Raw genomic sequence first — 14669 nt, forward strand, 5'->3', positions numbered from 1 at the left:
CTGCGACGGCGCCAGTGTTGATCTGCCCCCGTCAAGTGTCAACAGTTTCCGCAAGGATTACGAAAGTGCCGATCCCACCAAGGAGAGCATCGAGACCAGTTGTGCCAGGTCAGGGCTGATTATTGAAGATTCGAATGCACCACCTTTCCGTGGAGTGCATAATTCCGAGATCATGATTCGAATGAGGAGGTCGAAAGTTTCGAAATTCTTTCGAGATCTACTGGGGTGTCAGTTCCCCGGACGACAGCTCCTCGACCCGGGCGAGGAGCGCATCGCGCCCGATGGCATCGGTGCGCGTGGAGGGCACGGTGCAGGCGTAGGCGCCGGCCACCGCTCCGAACAGCGCGGCACGCCGCGGGTGTTCGCCGTTGAGCACGCCGAGGAGGAAGCCCGCGGCGAAGGCGTCGCCCGCGCCGTTGGAGTCGACCACCGGGGCGTGCGGGGTGACGGCCGGTGTGTGCGTCAGCTCGCCGTCGTACAGGAGGTACGAGCCCTCGGCGCCCGCGGTGGCGACGACGATCCGGGCCCTGCCCCGGGCCTCGATGTCACGCATGGTCCGCTCCGGGTCGGCCAGGGCGGTGGTCGACAGGAAGACGGTGTCCGCCTGGAGAGCGTAGGTCTCGTGGTAGGGGTTGGCTCCGTCCCAGTCGTGCAGATCGGTGGAGATGGTCACGCCCGCCTCGCGGAGCGCCGGCAGCGCCAGGTCGCACGGCTGGGTGATCACGACGTGTGCGTGGCGGGCGTCGGTGGCGAGTTCGCGGACCGTGGACTCGTCGAAGCGTTCCGTGTCGGGCGTACGGGTGGCGTCGTACAGGGACAGCCGCCGCCCGTCCGGACCGACGAGGTTCACCGCGCGCTTGGTCCCGGCCGGAAGGTGTACGGCGGTGAGCGGGATGCCCCGGTCGCGGTGGAGGGCGCGGACCAGTTCCCCCTCGTGGTCGTCCCCGAGCATGTCGAGATGACGGGTCCTCAGGCCGAGGGCGTGCAGCCCGACCGAGACGAAGTCCCCGCTCTGCCCCGCGCGGGTCTCGATGCCCGGCCTGATCATGTGACTGTCGGCGAAGGGGAGCGGGAGTTCGGGGACATGGACGATCGTGTCCACGCCCGCGCCACCCAGGACGAGGACGTCGGTCTGCTTGCGCATGGAGATGGTCGTGCCTCTCGGGTCGGTGAACGTGCGTCATGGTCAGCAGCCACGTGGCCGTGACCGTCGCCGGCGCGCGGGACGGAAGTGACTCCGTCCCGCGCGCCGGGTGTGTCTGGTCCGGCCGGTCAGTCCGTCCGGGCTCCGGCGTGCAGGGCCAGCGCCCCACGGGCCGGCAGGGTCGCGCTGAAGGTCCCGTCGTCGCCGACCGTGACGGTGTTGCCGTCACAGCTGCCCGCAGGCGCCGCGGCGACGTTGCAGTACGTACCGCCCGGCAGGGAACTCGTGAAGGTCCCCTCCAGGGCGCCGTCGCCGTTGTTGAGCGCGACGAACCCCTTGTCACCGCGGCCGAAGGCGATGGCGGCGCCGCCGTTGTCCCACCAGTCGGTGAGCTCGGCGGAGCCCACCTCGTTGCGGAACCCCACGAGACCGGTGATCGCCTGCTGGGCGTGCGTGCCGGTCCAGCCGTCGGCGCCGCTCGGCGGGCCGGCGTCCTTGTCGGACCACGTGTAGCCCGAGTACACGTTCGGCGAACCGTACGGCGAGGCGAGCATGAAGACGTTGGCGAGGGTGTAGGCCGCGCCGTCCTTGTACGTCAGGGTCGAGCCGTTGCGCTCGGTGTCCCAGTTGTCCACGAACGTACGGGCGTCGGCGCTGCCCAGCTTGCCGTCCGCGACGGACTTCAGCTGCGCGAGGCCGCCGCCCTGGAAGGCACTCTTGAGGTGGCCCCCGTAGCGGAACTCGTCGACGTCGCCGATCCCCGTGTACTCCTCGGGCTGCACGGCCTCGCCGCCGCCGTGGATGACCTCCGAGACCCAGAAGCCCGGATCGCTCATCTTCCCCTTGATCGCGGCGACATCGTCGGCCGCCATGTGTTTGGCCGCGTCGATCCGGAAGCCGTCGACGCCCAGCGACCGCAGGTCGTCGAGGTACGCGGCGATGGCGGAACGGACCTCGTCCTTGCCGGTGTCCAGGTCCGAGAGCCCCACCAGTTCGCAGTTCTGCACGTCCGCGCGGTCGGCGTAGTCGCTGATCGCGGTGCGGCAGGTGTGGAAGTCGGCGTCCTGGAAGGAGCCGGGGTAGTCGTACTTCGTGTAGGCCGTGCCGCCGGTGCCCGTGCCGGAGCCGGCGGCCATGTGGTTCACGACGGCGTCGGCGATGACCTTGACGCCCGCGGCGTGGCATGCCTCGACCATGCCCGCGAACGCGTCGCGGTCGCCGAGGCGGCCGGCGATCCGGTAGCTGACCGGCTGGTAGGAGGTCCACCACTGGTCGCCCTGGATGTGCTCACTGGCGGGCGACACCTGGACGTAGCCGTACCCGGCGGGTCCGAGCTGGTCGGTGCAGGCGGCGGCCACATCGGCGTACTGCCGCTCGAACATCGTGACGGTGACGGTCCTCTCTCCGGGCGGCGCGGCCTGGGACTGCCAGGGGGCGAGTGTCGTGAGACCGGCGACCGTGACGGCTCCGGCCAGCGTTCCGCCGATCAGACGGAAACGGTGCTGCATGTGCGGCTCCTTCGACGACAGGGCACAGCTGTGCCCTCGAAGACAGCCACGCGCCTGGCTGCCGTGGGGGGAACGTGTCGGAGCCTGCCGCTCCCCGCGTGCCGCCGTCAAGGATTTCTGCAAGGTCTTTCAATTCCTTGCGCAAGATCTTGGAGTCAGCCGTCCTGCCCGGCGGGAGTGGTGCGGGAGGGGCCCGGCGGGCGGGAGAGGCACGCCACGAGAGCCCGGCGGGCGTGGTCCACACCGGCCTCCGAACGGGCCGCGTCCACCGGGTCCTCGGCCCGCGGGGCCTGGTCACGGCGCATGAGCAGGAGCGCGTCCCGGGCGGTGCCGGCCGACAGTGCGGTGGCCGCGCGGGGGTGCCGGACGGCGGCGAGAGCGTCGGACGAGAGATGAACCAGCGCCTGGTCGACGGGCAGCCAGCCCGTTCTCCTTCGGTGCGATGAGGGGCGCCGCCCCGCCGGAAGGCCGAGGGCGCGGGGTCAGGCGGGCGGCGACAGCAGGAGCGCGGCCCTGCGCAGTTCCACGGCGTGCTGGGCCAGTTCGGGTTCGCCGCCCCGGTCGGCCGGCATGGACGCCATCAAGGCGAGCCGGTCGCGCCAGCTGTTGCCTGCGAGCGGCACCGCGACGGCGTTCATCCCCCGGACCGACTCGCCGGCGCTGTCGGCGCGCCCGAGCGTACGGATGCGGGCCAGTTCGGCGAGCAGCTCGGTCCGGGAGGTGAGGGTGCGGCCGGTGACACCGGGCAGCAGCTCGTCCGGGTAGAGGGCGCAGACCTGTTCGGTGGTGAGCTGGGCGAGCAGCGCCTTGCCCGCCGATGTGGCGTGCGCGGGGTGGGCGCGGCCGGTCTCCAGGACGGCGCGTACCGGGTGGGGCGATTCCCTGCCGTCCGTGATGATCACCTGAGCGCCGATGAGCGCGGCGGTGCTGACGGTCTCCCCGGTGGCGGCTGCTGCCGCGTCCAGCACCGGTTGGAGGCGTGCCCTGATCTCGGGGCCGTATCCGGCCGGGCGTCCCAGCGTGACGAGTTCGGGTCCCGCGGAGTAGCCCCGGCCCGAGGCGTCGCGGGTGGCGAAGCCACGCGCCTCCAGGGTGCTGAGCACCCGGTGCGCGGTGGACCGGGCCACGTCGAGCTCCCGGGCGGCGTCGGTGACCGACAGGGTGTCATGGGTGAGGAAGAGCCGCATGAGGCGCAGTCCGGTGTCCAATGACTCGATGATGTAGCTCTTGGCGTCGGCCACGGGATCCTCTCGGTAGTTCATGGGGTGCCGTGTTCATGGTGCGGCGCCCGGCCCCCATGATTCCGGGCCGGTCAGACGGCGGAGTAACCGCCGTCCACCACGAGCTCGGTGCCGGTGACGAAGCGCGACTCGTCCGAGGCCAGATAGAGCACCGCGTAGGCGATGTCCTCGGGCGTGCCGCGGTGGCCGACCGGGGTGTTGTCCAGCATCCGCTGCGCGTAGGCGGCGGCCTCGGGCGACGGGGCGGCGGAGAGCGACTTGCTCAACTCGGTCTCGATCGAGCCCGGATGCACGGAGTTCACCCGGATGTTCGACGTGGCGTAGGTGGCGGCGTCCGCCTTGGTCATCAGCCTGACCGCGCCCTTGGCCGCGTGGTAGAGCGGGATATGGGCGCCGCCGACCAGGCCGTAGATGGACGACATGTTGACGATGCTGCCGGAACGCTGCTCCAGCATGTGGCGCACCGCGTGCTTGGTGCACAGCCAGACGCCCTTGACGTCGACGTCGAAGAGGAGGTCGAACTCCTTCTCCTCGACCTCGTGCGAGGGCTTGATCGGTCCCGGCACGCCGGCGTTGTTGACCAGGATGTCGATCCGGCCGTAGGTGGCGGCGATGTCGTCGAACGCCGCGCGCACCGACGCCTCGTCGGTGACGTCCATCCGCCGGTAGGCGGCCGGACCGCCCTCGGCGGCGGTGGGTACGCCGTCGGCGGGAGCGAGGTCGGCCGCCACGACGGTGGCGCCCTCGGCGGTGAGGATCTTCCCGATCTCCGCCCCGATGCCCCGCGCGCCGCCGGTGATGACGGCGATCTTGCCCTGCACCCGTCCGCCTGCCATGTTCATCCGCTCCTCACTGCGCCTTCGACACCCACTTCATCGTCCCACTCTGAGGGACAGTATTGGAGCGGAAACCCGAAGGGCCGCATATCGATTTCCCCGATTGCTTCCATTCTCAAGATACATCCACCTCCCGAGGAGTAATGACTCCTGAATCTTTGTCCCTCCGAGAGGGACAATCAGCGGAGACGTACACGTCGGGCGCGTACGGCGGGCGGGGCGGATCGCGGATCGGAAAGTTTCCCATTGGACGGAATGGCCGTATCGCGGCCCGTGTGACGGCGGACACGCTCATCCGGCCATCGCATGCGAACCACACAGGAACTCTCTCCGCGAGCCGCGTTCGGAGGATCCATGTCCGCGCACACCCACACCCCGACCGCCACCCGTCCACCGGGCGGCCAGACCGCGCTGCCGCGAGCACAGCCCAGAAAAGCCGCGCTCGCCGCGTTCCTGGGCAGCATGCTCGAGTACTACGACTTCTTCATCTACGGGTCTGCCGCCGCCCTGGTCTTCCCGACCCTCTTCTTCTCCTCGGGGAACCCGGCGGTGGGCACCGTCTCGGCCCTCGCCACCTTCGGCGTCGGCTACGCCGCGCGCCCGCTCGGGGGCATCATCCTCGGCCACTTCGGCGACAAGGTCGGCCGCAAGAAGGTCATGGTCTTCACGCTTCTCATGATGGGCGTGTCGAGCCTGGCCGTCGGCCTGCTGCCCACCTACGAGCAGGTGGGCATCATCGCCCCGGTGCTGCTGGTGATCGCCCGTCTCGGCCAGGGCATCTCGGCCGGCGGCGAGGCGGCGGGGGCCAGCACCCTCACCCTGGAGCATTCGCCCGAGGGGCGCAGGGGCTTCTTCACCAGCTTCGCGATGTCCGGCACCATGGCGGGCATCCTGCTGGCCAACTTCGTGTTCATCCCGGTGGCCGCCCTCCCCGAGGACCAGTTGATGTCCTGGGGCTGGCGGGTGCCCTTCTGGCTCTCCATCGTCATGATCGTGCTCGCCTACGTCGTGCGCAGGCGGCTGGACGAGACGCCGGTCTTCGTGGCCGAGGCGGACGCCGAGGAGCTGCGGCCGCTGCCGCTGGCCCATCTCTTCCGCACCCAGTGGGCCGATGTCGTCAAGGTCATGTTCGCCTCGCTCTTCGCCGTGTTCCAGACGGTCTTCATGGTGTTCGGCCTGGCGTACGCCACGTCGGACGCCGTCGGTCTCGAACGGTCGACCATGCTCTGGGTGTCCGTGGCCGCGAACGCGGTCGCGGTGGTGGCCGTGCCCGCGTCGGCCGCGCTCTCCGACCGGGTGGGCCGCAGGCCTGTGTGGATCACGTCCGCGCTGAGCTGTGCGGTCCTGGTCTGCGTCTACTTCTGGGCGGTGTCCACCGGGAGCATCCCCCTGATCGTCGTGGCCGCCGTCCTGCTCAACGGCTTCGCCTACTCGGGGATGAACGGCCTCTGGCCCGCGTACTTCTCGGAGCTGTTCGCCGCCCGTGTGCGCTACTCCGGCTTCGCGACCGGCAGCCAGTTCGGTTTTCTGCTCGCGGGGTTCGCCCCGGCCATCGGATTCGCGATCATGGGGGACGGCGTCACCGGCTGGATCCCCGTCGCGGTCTTCGCCGCGGCATGCGGTCTGGTCTCCGCGGTCGCGGTCCTCACCGCGCGTGAGACCCACAAGGTGCCGCTGGCCGAGCTGGGCAAGCCGCTCCCCCGCCGCTGAGCGGGCCGGCGGGCCCGCGTCCGTACACGAGGAAGGAACCGGTATGCCGGTCTTCGCTGTCATCTACACCTACACCGACGACACCGCGGGGCGCGACGAGCACCGCCCCGCGCACAGGGAGTACCTGGGAGGTCTCGGTGACCGGGGCATCAACCTCTGCTCGGGGCCGTTCGGCCCGGAGGAGGCCCCCGGTGCGCTCCTCCTGCTCCGCGCCGGCACCAGGGACGAGGCGCTCGGGCTCACCGACGACGACCCGTTCCGGCTCAACGGCCTGGTGAGCGAGGTCACCGCACGGGAGTGGACCCCCGTGCTGGGCCGGCTGGCCTCGCAGATCTGAGAACAGCCGCACAGTCCCGCACGGAGGACCCAGGTCACCGCGGACCCACGGCTCGCGGTGACCGGGCTACCGTGAAAAGTGCCAGTCCGGAACAGAAGGTGACCGTTCATGGCCAGGTCGAACGCCGGTGAGTCGGTGCTCACCCGCGCGATGCGCATCCTGCGGCTGTTCACGTCCAGCTCGCCCACGCTCACCGTGTCGGAGATCGCCCGCCGGGCCGGTCTCCCGGTGGCGACCGCCCACCGGCTCGTCAACGAGCTGGTCGAGCTCGGGGCGCTCGACCGCGTCGAGGGCAGACAGGTACGCATGGGCTACCAGCTCTGGGAGCTCGCGTCCCGCTCGTCCCGGGCCCTCGATCTTCGCGAGGTCGCCATGCCGTTCATGGAGGACCTCCAGACCGTGGTGCGTCAGCACACCCAGATCGGTGTGCTGGAAGGCACCGACGTGCTGTACCTGGAACGGCTGTCGGCCAGGGGCGCCGTGCAGAACATCACCAGGATCGCCGGCCGGCTGCCGATCCACGCCACGTCGGCCGGGCTCGTGCTCCTCGCCCACAGCCCCCTGGAGCTCCAGGAGGAGGTGCTCTCCCAGCCGCTGCCCCGCTACACGCCCCGGACCGTCACCGATCCGGCGCAACTGCGCTCCCTGCTGGCACAGGTGCGCCGCGAGGGGTTCGTGGTGGCCACCCGCATGATCAGTCAGGCCGGCACGGGCGTGGCCGTCCCGGTGCGGGGTGAGGACGGCGAGGTGGTGGCGGCGCTCTCCGTCGTCATCCCGGCCGCCGACCCCCATCCCCGGGCCCCCGTCCCCGCGTTGCAGGCGGCGGGCCGCGGTATCTCGCGCGCCATGGGCGCTCCCGCCGTGGACGAGGACGTACTGCGCAGCCACGGCCCCCGGCTCCCGGGCGACGGCCGGCAGCGCTTTTCCCATTGAGCGGAATGTGTGTTGTGGGCCACCCCCACCGCACCGCACGCTGATCACACCGATCACCGGCCCCGCACCGGGGCCGACGAGCGGAGCGCGCAGGCGAGTCGAGGGCCCCGTCCGATGTTCCGGGGTCTCGTGGCCGGCTCCTCCACCGCGTGGACGGGACTTCGGTCGGCTCCCGCGCACGCATTCGCCCGCGTACCACTTACGCCAGGACGAACAACCGCCGCTCGGCGAACTCGGCCCGGTCACGGGCTCCGTGACCGGGCGCGCCTTCCTGGCCGAGAACTGCACCGGACGGCCCATGGCCCTCACCAACCCGGAGTCGGGCGCCGCCGAAGCGCTCCGGCTCACCGCGGCACGCACCCCGTGACCCGCGAGGACCGAACGAGAGGTACCCGTATGAACACCGATCGGCAGCACACGGGACGCGTCGCCGGCAAGGTCGCCGTCGTCACCGGTGGCAGCGGCGACCTCGGAGCAGCCGTCGTCCGCATGCTCAGCGCGCACGGCGCCCGGGTCGCGAACCTCGACCGCACACCGCCGCCGGCCCCCTGGGACAGCGAGTCGGTGGCCGACTGGACCCTCGACATCACCGACGCCGCGCAGGTCGAGGACACCGTACGCCAGGTGACGGAACGATTCGGCCCCCCGGACGTCCTGGTCAACGGCGCAGGCATCCTGGGGCGGCCGGCTCCTTCGCACGAGTCGACGGAGGAGGAGTTCGACGCCGTCATCGGGGTCAACCTCAAGGGCACCTGGCTGCTCACCAAGTACGTCGTGCCGCACATGATCGAGCGGGGGCGCGGCAGCATCGTCAACTTCTCCTCGATCCACGGCCTGACGGGCGGCGGCAACGTGCCGCTCTACCACGCGTCCAAGGGCGCCGTACGGCTGCTGAGCAAGTCGGACGCCGTGGTGTACGGCCCGCACGGAATCCGGGTGAACTCCGTCCACCCCGGCTCCATGCGCACGCGGATGAGCCGTTCCTCGGCCGAGCGCAGCCCGCTCGGCGCCGAGGAGTACTACCGCCTGCTGGTCGAGGGCAACCCGATCGCACGCCAGGGCGAACCGGACGAGATCGCGTACGGCGTGCTCTACCTGGCTTCCGACGAGTCGTCGTTCACGACGGGCACCGAGCTCGTCATCGACGGCGGCTACACCGCCCACTGAGTTCCGAGCCGCGAAAGTTGGACATCATGAGTGACAAGACCTACGAGTACGACGTCCTCGTCATCGGTTCCGGCGCCGCCGGGATCTCGGCCGCCCTCAAGGCGAAGCAGCAGGGCCTGGACGTGCTGGTCGTCGACAAGGAACCGTATCTGGGCGGGACGACGGCCGTCTCCGGCGGCTGGCTCTGGGTGCCGGGCAACAAGCAGGGCGTCGCCGAGGGAGACACCCGCGAGGAGGCCGAGACCTACATCAGGGCCCTCGCGGGTGAGTCCTACGATCCGGACGCGGTCGGCACCTTCCTCGACCTGGTGCCCGAGGCGCTCGACTTCTTCGAGAACGACGCGGATGTCGAGTTCCACTACCCGGAGACGGCACCCGACTACCAGATGGACACCCCGGGCGCCCGGAAGTCGGGCCGGGCCCTGACGGTGAAGAAGGCCGACGGCCGGATGCTGAAGAAGAACCGGCTGCGCGTCCAGCCGTACCTCCACACGTACACCGTGTTCGGCTACATGCCGGAGATCGGCCCGGACATCGCGACCTTCATCAAGGCCAACCGGTCCGCCAAGGCCTTCCTCTACGTCACGAAGCGCCTGGTCAGGACCTGGGCCGAACGCGGTCTGTTCCGGCGCGCGTTCACCCGGACCAACGGCAACGCGCTGATGACCCGCATGCTGGCGAGCGCGGGAGCGATGGACATCCCGATGTGGACCGACACCCGGGTCACCGAGGTCCTGAAGGGCGAGGACGGCGTGGTGAACGGCGCGGTGATCACGGGCCCGCGGTCGGGCACGGTCCGCGCGAGGTACGGCGTCGTCATCGCGGCCGGCGGCTTCTCGGGGAACGCCAGGCTGCGCACCCAGGCCTTCGGGCACGACCCGCGCGGCGACAACCACTTCACGCCGACCATCGGCCACCAGGGGGACAGCTACTTCCTGGCCGAACCGCACGGCGGTGTGCTCGACACCCGGCCGCACCAGCCCGCCTCCTGGGGGCCGGTCACCGTCTGGAAGAACCTGCGCGGCCAGGACCGGATCTTCCCGCATCTGCGCGCCTTCGGCCTGCCCGGGCTGATCGCGGTCAACCGCAAGGGCGAGCGGTTCGCCAACGAGTCGTACTCGTACCACGACTTCGGGGTGGAGATGATCAAGGAGGACGCGGGCGAGCGGGACACCTTCGGCTGGATCGTCGCCGACAGGAAGGCGATGCACACCTACGGCATCGGGTACGCCAAGCCCTGGCCGCTGCCTGCCTGGTACTACAAGAAGGTCGGCTACCTGGTCCAGGGCTCATCGGTGGCGGAGCTCGCCGCGAAGATCGATGTGCCCGCCACGGCGCTGAGGGAGACCCTGGAGGAGTTCAACGCGGATGCCGCCCTGGGGCGGGACGTGAAGTTCAGGCGCGGCTCGAACTGGTTCCACCACTTCAAGGGCGACATGGAGCACAAGCCCAACCCCAACCTCGCACCCATCGACAAGGCCCCCTACTACGCCGTGAAGATCCAGATGGGCGACCTCGGCACCTACGCGGGACTCTCGGTGAACGGCCGGAGCGAGGTCATGGCCTCCACGGGCGAGGGCGTACCCGGCCTGTACGCCGTCGGTACGGCCGCCGTCAGTGTCTTCGGCGGCGGTTACCCGGGATACGGCGCGAACATCGGCCCCGCCATGGTCTTCGGCTACCAGGTCGGCCGGGACATCGCGGCGCACGCCGCCGAGCGCACGGGCGGGCTCCAGCCGGCCGCGAGCCGGAACGGCGAGGGCTGAGACCGCACGGGGCGAGGAACTGCGGCAGCCGGGGCACCGGCCCGGGACGGACGCGGCCACGTGCCCCAGGGGCCCACGGACGGAGGAATCACAGCGCTCCCACAGGTGTCTCCCTCGTCCCTGACAGGCTGCCTTCCTACCGTCGGACCATGAGCGGACACCACCCAGGCCAGCGGATCACCCGACGCCGTGCCCTCGCGATCCCCGGTGGCACGGCGGTCGCCCCGTGCGGCGCCGTCTCCCCGTCCGCGGCTTCTCCTTCCGCGGCGTCCCGGTAGGCCCGGGGCATGAACAGCAGTCGCGAGGACCAGGCGCTCGCACGGGCGGCCGTGGAGGCCCTCACCCAGCAGGTGGCCCTGTGCCCCAAGCCGGGCCTGCCCGACCCCCGGGACCTCGGCGCGGGAGCGGTCCACCGGGATCACCGTGCGGTGCGCTGGTCGGCCAGGGCGCTCGAACCCGGTCTCGTGGCGATGGCTGCCGCCGCCCGCCGCGCGGGTGCGCCCACGCCCGGGCTCCGGGCGGAGCTGGGCGCGATCGGACGGTCCACCGCGCACTCGGTGGACCTCGCGGGCGGCGGCCACCGCGGCGCGCTGTGGACGCTGGGCCTCCTGGTCGCGGCGGCGGCACTGGAGCCTGACGCGCGGGCGGCCGACGTGGCGCTCCTGACCCGGCGCATCGCCGCGCACCCCGACCGGGGCGCGCCCCGCAGACCGTCGCGCGGCGCCACCATCTCGGCGACGTACGGCGCCGCCGGGGCGCGGGGCGAGGGCAGGGCCGGGTTCCCCCACGTACGCCGTGCGCTGACCGCGCTCGCCACCGCCCGGACGGCGGGTGCCGCGGAGGACCAGGCCCGGCTGGACGCCCTGCTGACCGTGATGTCGACGCTCCAGGACACCGAACTGCTGCACAGCGCGGGCCCCGTGGGCCTGCGTCACGTCCAGGCGCAGGCTCGTGGCGTCCTGGACGCGGGCGGCTCGGCGACGGACGCGGGGGCGTCGGCCCTGGCGGCTCTCGACTCCGAGCTCCGCGCGCGCGGATGGAGTCCGAGGGGCAGCGCCGGACTCCTCGCCGGCGCGCTGTTCGCGGACGCGCTGCCGGTGCGCGCCGGTCGCCCCGCGCGGACGGCCCGGCTCCTCGGGTCGTAGGCGGCTCGGCCGGTGGCCGTCGGCTGCCGACCGCTGGGGGAAGCGCTGTGAAGCACACCGCGCGTCGGCGCCCGCGCGGCCGGGCAGGCCGCACCGTACTTGTCTCCAGCGCGCGCGGTCTTGACCAGGCGTCAGGCGTACTGCTTTGATCATGCACATGAAGCGCTGCCAGAGTCTCACGCGACGACGTCACGTCGATCTCGTGCGTACCGCCGGCGCGCTCTGTCTCCACGCGGGCTGACCGTACGAGGCGGCCTCTTCGCGCCCGCCTCCTGATCCCGCGTCCTCGCATCCGCCCTTCCTCGCGGATGCGCTGCCGTGTGTCGCCCCCTCTGAGACGGCTCCCCGCTCCGCGAGCGGTCCCAGCCGTGCTCGCGTCGCGGTTCCCGACAGGCCGGTCCGCCCTGCCCCACCAGGCGGTCGGCGTGCGTTCTCCTGCCTTCCCGGCATCCCTGTGCCCCCGGACCTGTGTCCCCAGAAAGGACCATCCCACCGTGTCCCCATCCCCCGGCCTCCGCCGAGCCGTTTCCTGGAAACCCCTCGGCGCCCTGCTCGCGGCCCTCGTCATCGGCTGCGCCGGCTCAGCCTCGGCCGTCCCGGCCGGGTCCTTCGGCCCGACACCTCCGCACAACCCCTACGCGGGCCCCGACGGCAGCGCCACGATGCACGGTGACACGGGTTCCTCCGACACCACGCCGCTGGCCGGTCCCGGCGCGGGCACGCTGGACTCCTCGCGCGCCGCTCTCGCGTCGGCGTGCCCGACCGTGCTGGTCGGGGCGGACGGCTATCCGGTGGCCCTGTGCACCCCGATCTTCGGCCAGGTTCCCACCGTCCATCTCCTCGACCCGGCCGACGGCTCCTCCCTGACCACGCTGAAGCTGACCAAGGGCTCGCTGCTGGGCGGCGTGTACGCGTACATCGACCACCAGGACCGGCTGGTCGTCGCGGACGGCAGCCGCAGCCTGCTCCGCATCGGACACCACAAGGACGGCGACGGCGACTGGAGCCTGACGGTCGACAGGAGCCTCTCCCTGGCCTCCGTGATTCCGGAGGACGACGCGGTCACCGGTCTGTCACCCGACTGGAAGGGACGCGTCTGGTTCGCCACGGGCGGCGGTGTGGTCGGCACGGCGGACGACACCACCGGCACCGTGAAGACCCTCGCCCTGCCGGCCGGGGAGCGGGTCGCCAACAGCATTTCCACGGCCCCCGAGGGCACGGCGGTCACCACCACCCATGCCACCTACCTCCTGACCACCACCGACGGCACCCCGAAGATCGTCTGGCGCAAGGCCTACGACAGGGGCACCGCCCGCAAACCGGGTCTGCTGAGCTGGGGCAGCGGTTCGACCCCGACGTTCTTCGGCCCGGGGACCGGCACGGAGTACGTCGCGATCGTCGACAACGCCGACGCCTCCGCGAACCTCAAGGTCTACCGCGCCTCCGACGGTTCGGACGTCTGCTCGGTCCCGGTGCTCAAGGCCGCGGGCGGCCCCGGCAGCGAGAACTCCCCGGTGGGCATCGGCCGCAGTGTCTTCGTGGCCGGAACGTACGGCTACCCGTACCCGGCCGTGCCCGAGGGTGCGGGCACAAGCGTGCCCGCCTCGGCCGACTTCGCGGGCGGCCTGTCCCGGGTGGACGTCCGCGCGGACGGCACGGGCTGCTCGCTGGTGTGGGACAACGCCCTGCGCTCGGCCGCCGTCCCGAAGCTGTCGACGGCCGACGGCCTCCTGCACACGGTGGTGCGCGACCCGCTGATCCCGGGCACCAAGGGGACGAGCCTGCTGGACCCGTACCGCTACGTGCAGATCGATCCGGCCGACGGAAAGGTCAAGCGCTCGGCGCAGGTCGGGGTGGGATCGCTGTACGACACCCTGCAGATGGCGGGCACGATCACACGGGACGGCGCCTATCTCCAGGGCACCGTGACCGGCATTCTGCGTATCGCCGCGGAGTGAGTCTCCGTGGCGGGCGGCCCCGGCCTGCCCGCCACGGCCGCGTCGCATCAACACACCCCGGCAGGTGGCCGGTTGACCGTACGCTGGTCACCGCCGGGGCCTTCGCCGCCCTCTACCACCACGGTCACAATTTAGGTTAGGGTAACCTAACAATGACCGCAGGCGCCCAGTGGTGTGCGCCGCCCCGGGGGGAGGAAGCCGGCCCATGAACATGCCCTCCCTCGGTTCCTATCCGATGCCCGACCGCACCGCCCTCCCCCGGACCCACGTCAGCTGGACCGCCGATCCGGCACGCGCCGTGCTACTGGTCCACACCATGCAGAACCACTTCGTCGGCGCGTTCCGGCGGGGTTTCTCCCCCGTCACCGAGCTCGTCGACAACATCGCATCGCTGCGGCACACCGCACGGACCCTCGGCATCCCCGTCGTCTTCACCGCGGAGCCCGCCGGGCAGCCACCGCACCGGCGCGGGCTCGTCGCCGACGTGTGGGGGCCCGGCATCGAGGACGGACCGGCCGCCGCGATCATCGCGCCCCTCGCGCCCCGCCCCGGCGAGCATCTGCTGCCGAGCACCCGTCACAACGCCTTCCTCGGCAGCCATCTCGGCACTCTGCTGCGTTCGGGCAACCGTGACCAGCTGATCGTCTGCGGGGTCCACGCCCACCTGGGGGTCCTGCTCACCGCGGCGGACGCCTTCATGCACGACATACAGCCGTTCGTCGTCGCGGACGCGGTGGCCGACCTCTCCGCCGAGGACCATGCCATGGCCCTTCGCTGGGTCGCGCGCAGCGGCACGGTCCGCCTGACGGACTCCCTGGTGCGGGAACTCCGCGCGCGTGACAGGACGAAGAACACGTGACCTCACGCGGACGGCACGAGGCTGACACGGACGGCACGAGGCGGACACGGCCGGCACTCACAACT

Annotated in this window: 14 protein-coding genes; 9 read left to right on the forward strand and 5 right to left on the reverse strand. The window is 71.3% G+C overall.

Annotated features, from left to right (window positions below; all coding sequences use genetic code 11):
• Positions 1 to 217: 217 nt before the first annotated feature.
• The 5 genes from AMK10_RS31930 to AMK10_RS31945 form a co-directional block, all read right to left on the reverse strand.
• A complete protein-coding gene (locus tag AMK10_RS31930) occupies positions 218 to 1144 on the reverse strand; it encodes an adenosine kinase (protein WP_073752389.1) in 927 nt (308 codons plus the stop codon).
• Positions 1145 to 1272: 128 nt separating this feature from the next.
• Positions 1273 to 2652 carry an alpha-amylase gene (locus AMK10_RS31935; RefSeq protein WP_073752391.1) on the reverse strand — a complete coding sequence of 460 codons (1380 nt, stop codon included), beginning with the start codon at positions 2650 to 2652 and terminating at the stop codon, positions 1273 to 1275.
• A gap of 155 nt (positions 2653 to 2807) precedes the next feature.
• A complete protein-coding gene (locus AMK10_RS37535; protein ID WP_158070914.1) occupies positions 2808 to 2957 on the reverse strand; it encodes a hypothetical protein in 150 nt (49 codons plus the stop codon).
• 177 nt (positions 2958 to 3134) lie between these two features.
• Positions 3135 to 3914: an IclR family transcriptional regulator gene (locus tag AMK10_RS31940; RefSeq protein WP_241839737.1), complete on the reverse strand. Its 780-nt coding sequence runs from the start codon at positions 3912 to 3914 to the stop codon at positions 3135 to 3137.
• Positions 3915 to 3964: 50 nt separating this feature from the next.
• Positions 3965 to 4729 carry an SDR family NAD(P)-dependent oxidoreductase gene (locus AMK10_RS31945; RefSeq protein WP_073752918.1) on the reverse strand — a complete coding sequence of 255 codons (765 nt, stop codon included), beginning with the start codon at positions 4727 to 4729 and terminating at the stop codon, positions 3965 to 3967.
• A 354-nt stretch (positions 4730 to 5083) separates the two neighbouring features.
• Here AMK10_RS31945 and AMK10_RS31950 point away from each other — a divergent pair, with 354 nt between their 5' ends.
• The 9 genes from AMK10_RS31950 to AMK10_RS31985 all read left to right on the forward strand — a co-directional run bounded on the left by AMK10_RS31950 (position 5084) and on the right by AMK10_RS31985 (position 14604).
• Complete coding sequence (locus tag AMK10_RS31950) at positions 5084 to 6439, forward strand: MFS transporter (RefSeq protein WP_073752393.1); 1356 nt, start codon at positions 5084 to 5086, stop codon at positions 6437 to 6439.
• A gap of 43 nt (positions 6440 to 6482) precedes the next feature.
• Positions 6483 to 6776 carry a YciI family protein gene (locus tag AMK10_RS31955; protein WP_073752395.1) on the forward strand — a complete coding sequence of 98 codons (294 nt, stop codon included), beginning with the start codon at positions 6483 to 6485 and terminating at the stop codon, positions 6774 to 6776.
• Positions 6777 to 6884: 108 nt separating this feature from the next.
• Positions 6885 to 7709 (forward strand): IclR family transcriptional regulator, encoded by an 825-nt coding sequence (locus AMK10_RS31960; protein ID WP_073752397.1) that lies wholly within the window; start codon positions 6885 to 6887, stop codon positions 7707 to 7709.
• Between the two features lie 396 nt (positions 7710 to 8105).
• Positions 8106 to 8876 (forward strand): SDR family NAD(P)-dependent oxidoreductase, encoded by a 771-nt coding sequence (locus tag AMK10_RS31965; protein WP_073752399.1) that lies wholly within the window; start codon positions 8106 to 8108, stop codon positions 8874 to 8876.
• 26 nt (positions 8877 to 8902) lie between these two features.
• Positions 8903 to 10642: an FAD-dependent oxidoreductase gene (locus AMK10_RS31970; RefSeq protein WP_073752920.1), complete on the forward strand. Its 1740-nt coding sequence runs from the start codon at positions 8903 to 8905 to the stop codon at positions 10640 to 10642.
• 287 nt (positions 10643 to 10929) lie between these two features.
• Complete coding sequence (locus AMK10_RS31975; protein WP_073752401.1) at positions 10930 to 11787, forward strand: triphosphoribosyl-dephospho-CoA synthase; 858 nt, start codon at positions 10930 to 10932, stop codon at positions 11785 to 11787.
• A 157-nt stretch (positions 11788 to 11944) separates the two neighbouring features.
• Positions 11945 to 12028 carry a putative leader peptide gene (locus AMK10_RS38800; RefSeq protein ID WP_443333127.1) on the forward strand — a complete coding sequence of 28 codons (84 nt, stop codon included), beginning with the start codon at positions 11945 to 11947 and terminating at the stop codon, positions 12026 to 12028.
• Between the two features lie 253 nt (positions 12029 to 12281).
• Positions 12282 to 13745 carry a hypothetical protein gene (locus tag AMK10_RS31980; RefSeq protein WP_073752404.1) on the forward strand — a complete coding sequence of 488 codons (1464 nt, stop codon included), beginning with the start codon at positions 12282 to 12284 and terminating at the stop codon, positions 13743 to 13745.
• Between the two features lie 205 nt (positions 13746 to 13950).
• A complete protein-coding gene (locus AMK10_RS31985) occupies positions 13951 to 14604 on the forward strand; it encodes an isochorismatase family protein (RefSeq protein ID WP_073752406.1) in 654 nt (217 codons plus the stop codon).
• Positions 14605 to 14669: the final 65 nt, after the last annotated feature.

This window comes from Streptomyces sp. CB02058 (assembly GCF_001905505.1).
In the GTDB taxonomy this organism is placed as follows: domain Bacteria; phylum Actinomycetota; class Actinomycetes; order Streptomycetales; family Streptomycetaceae; genus Streptomyces.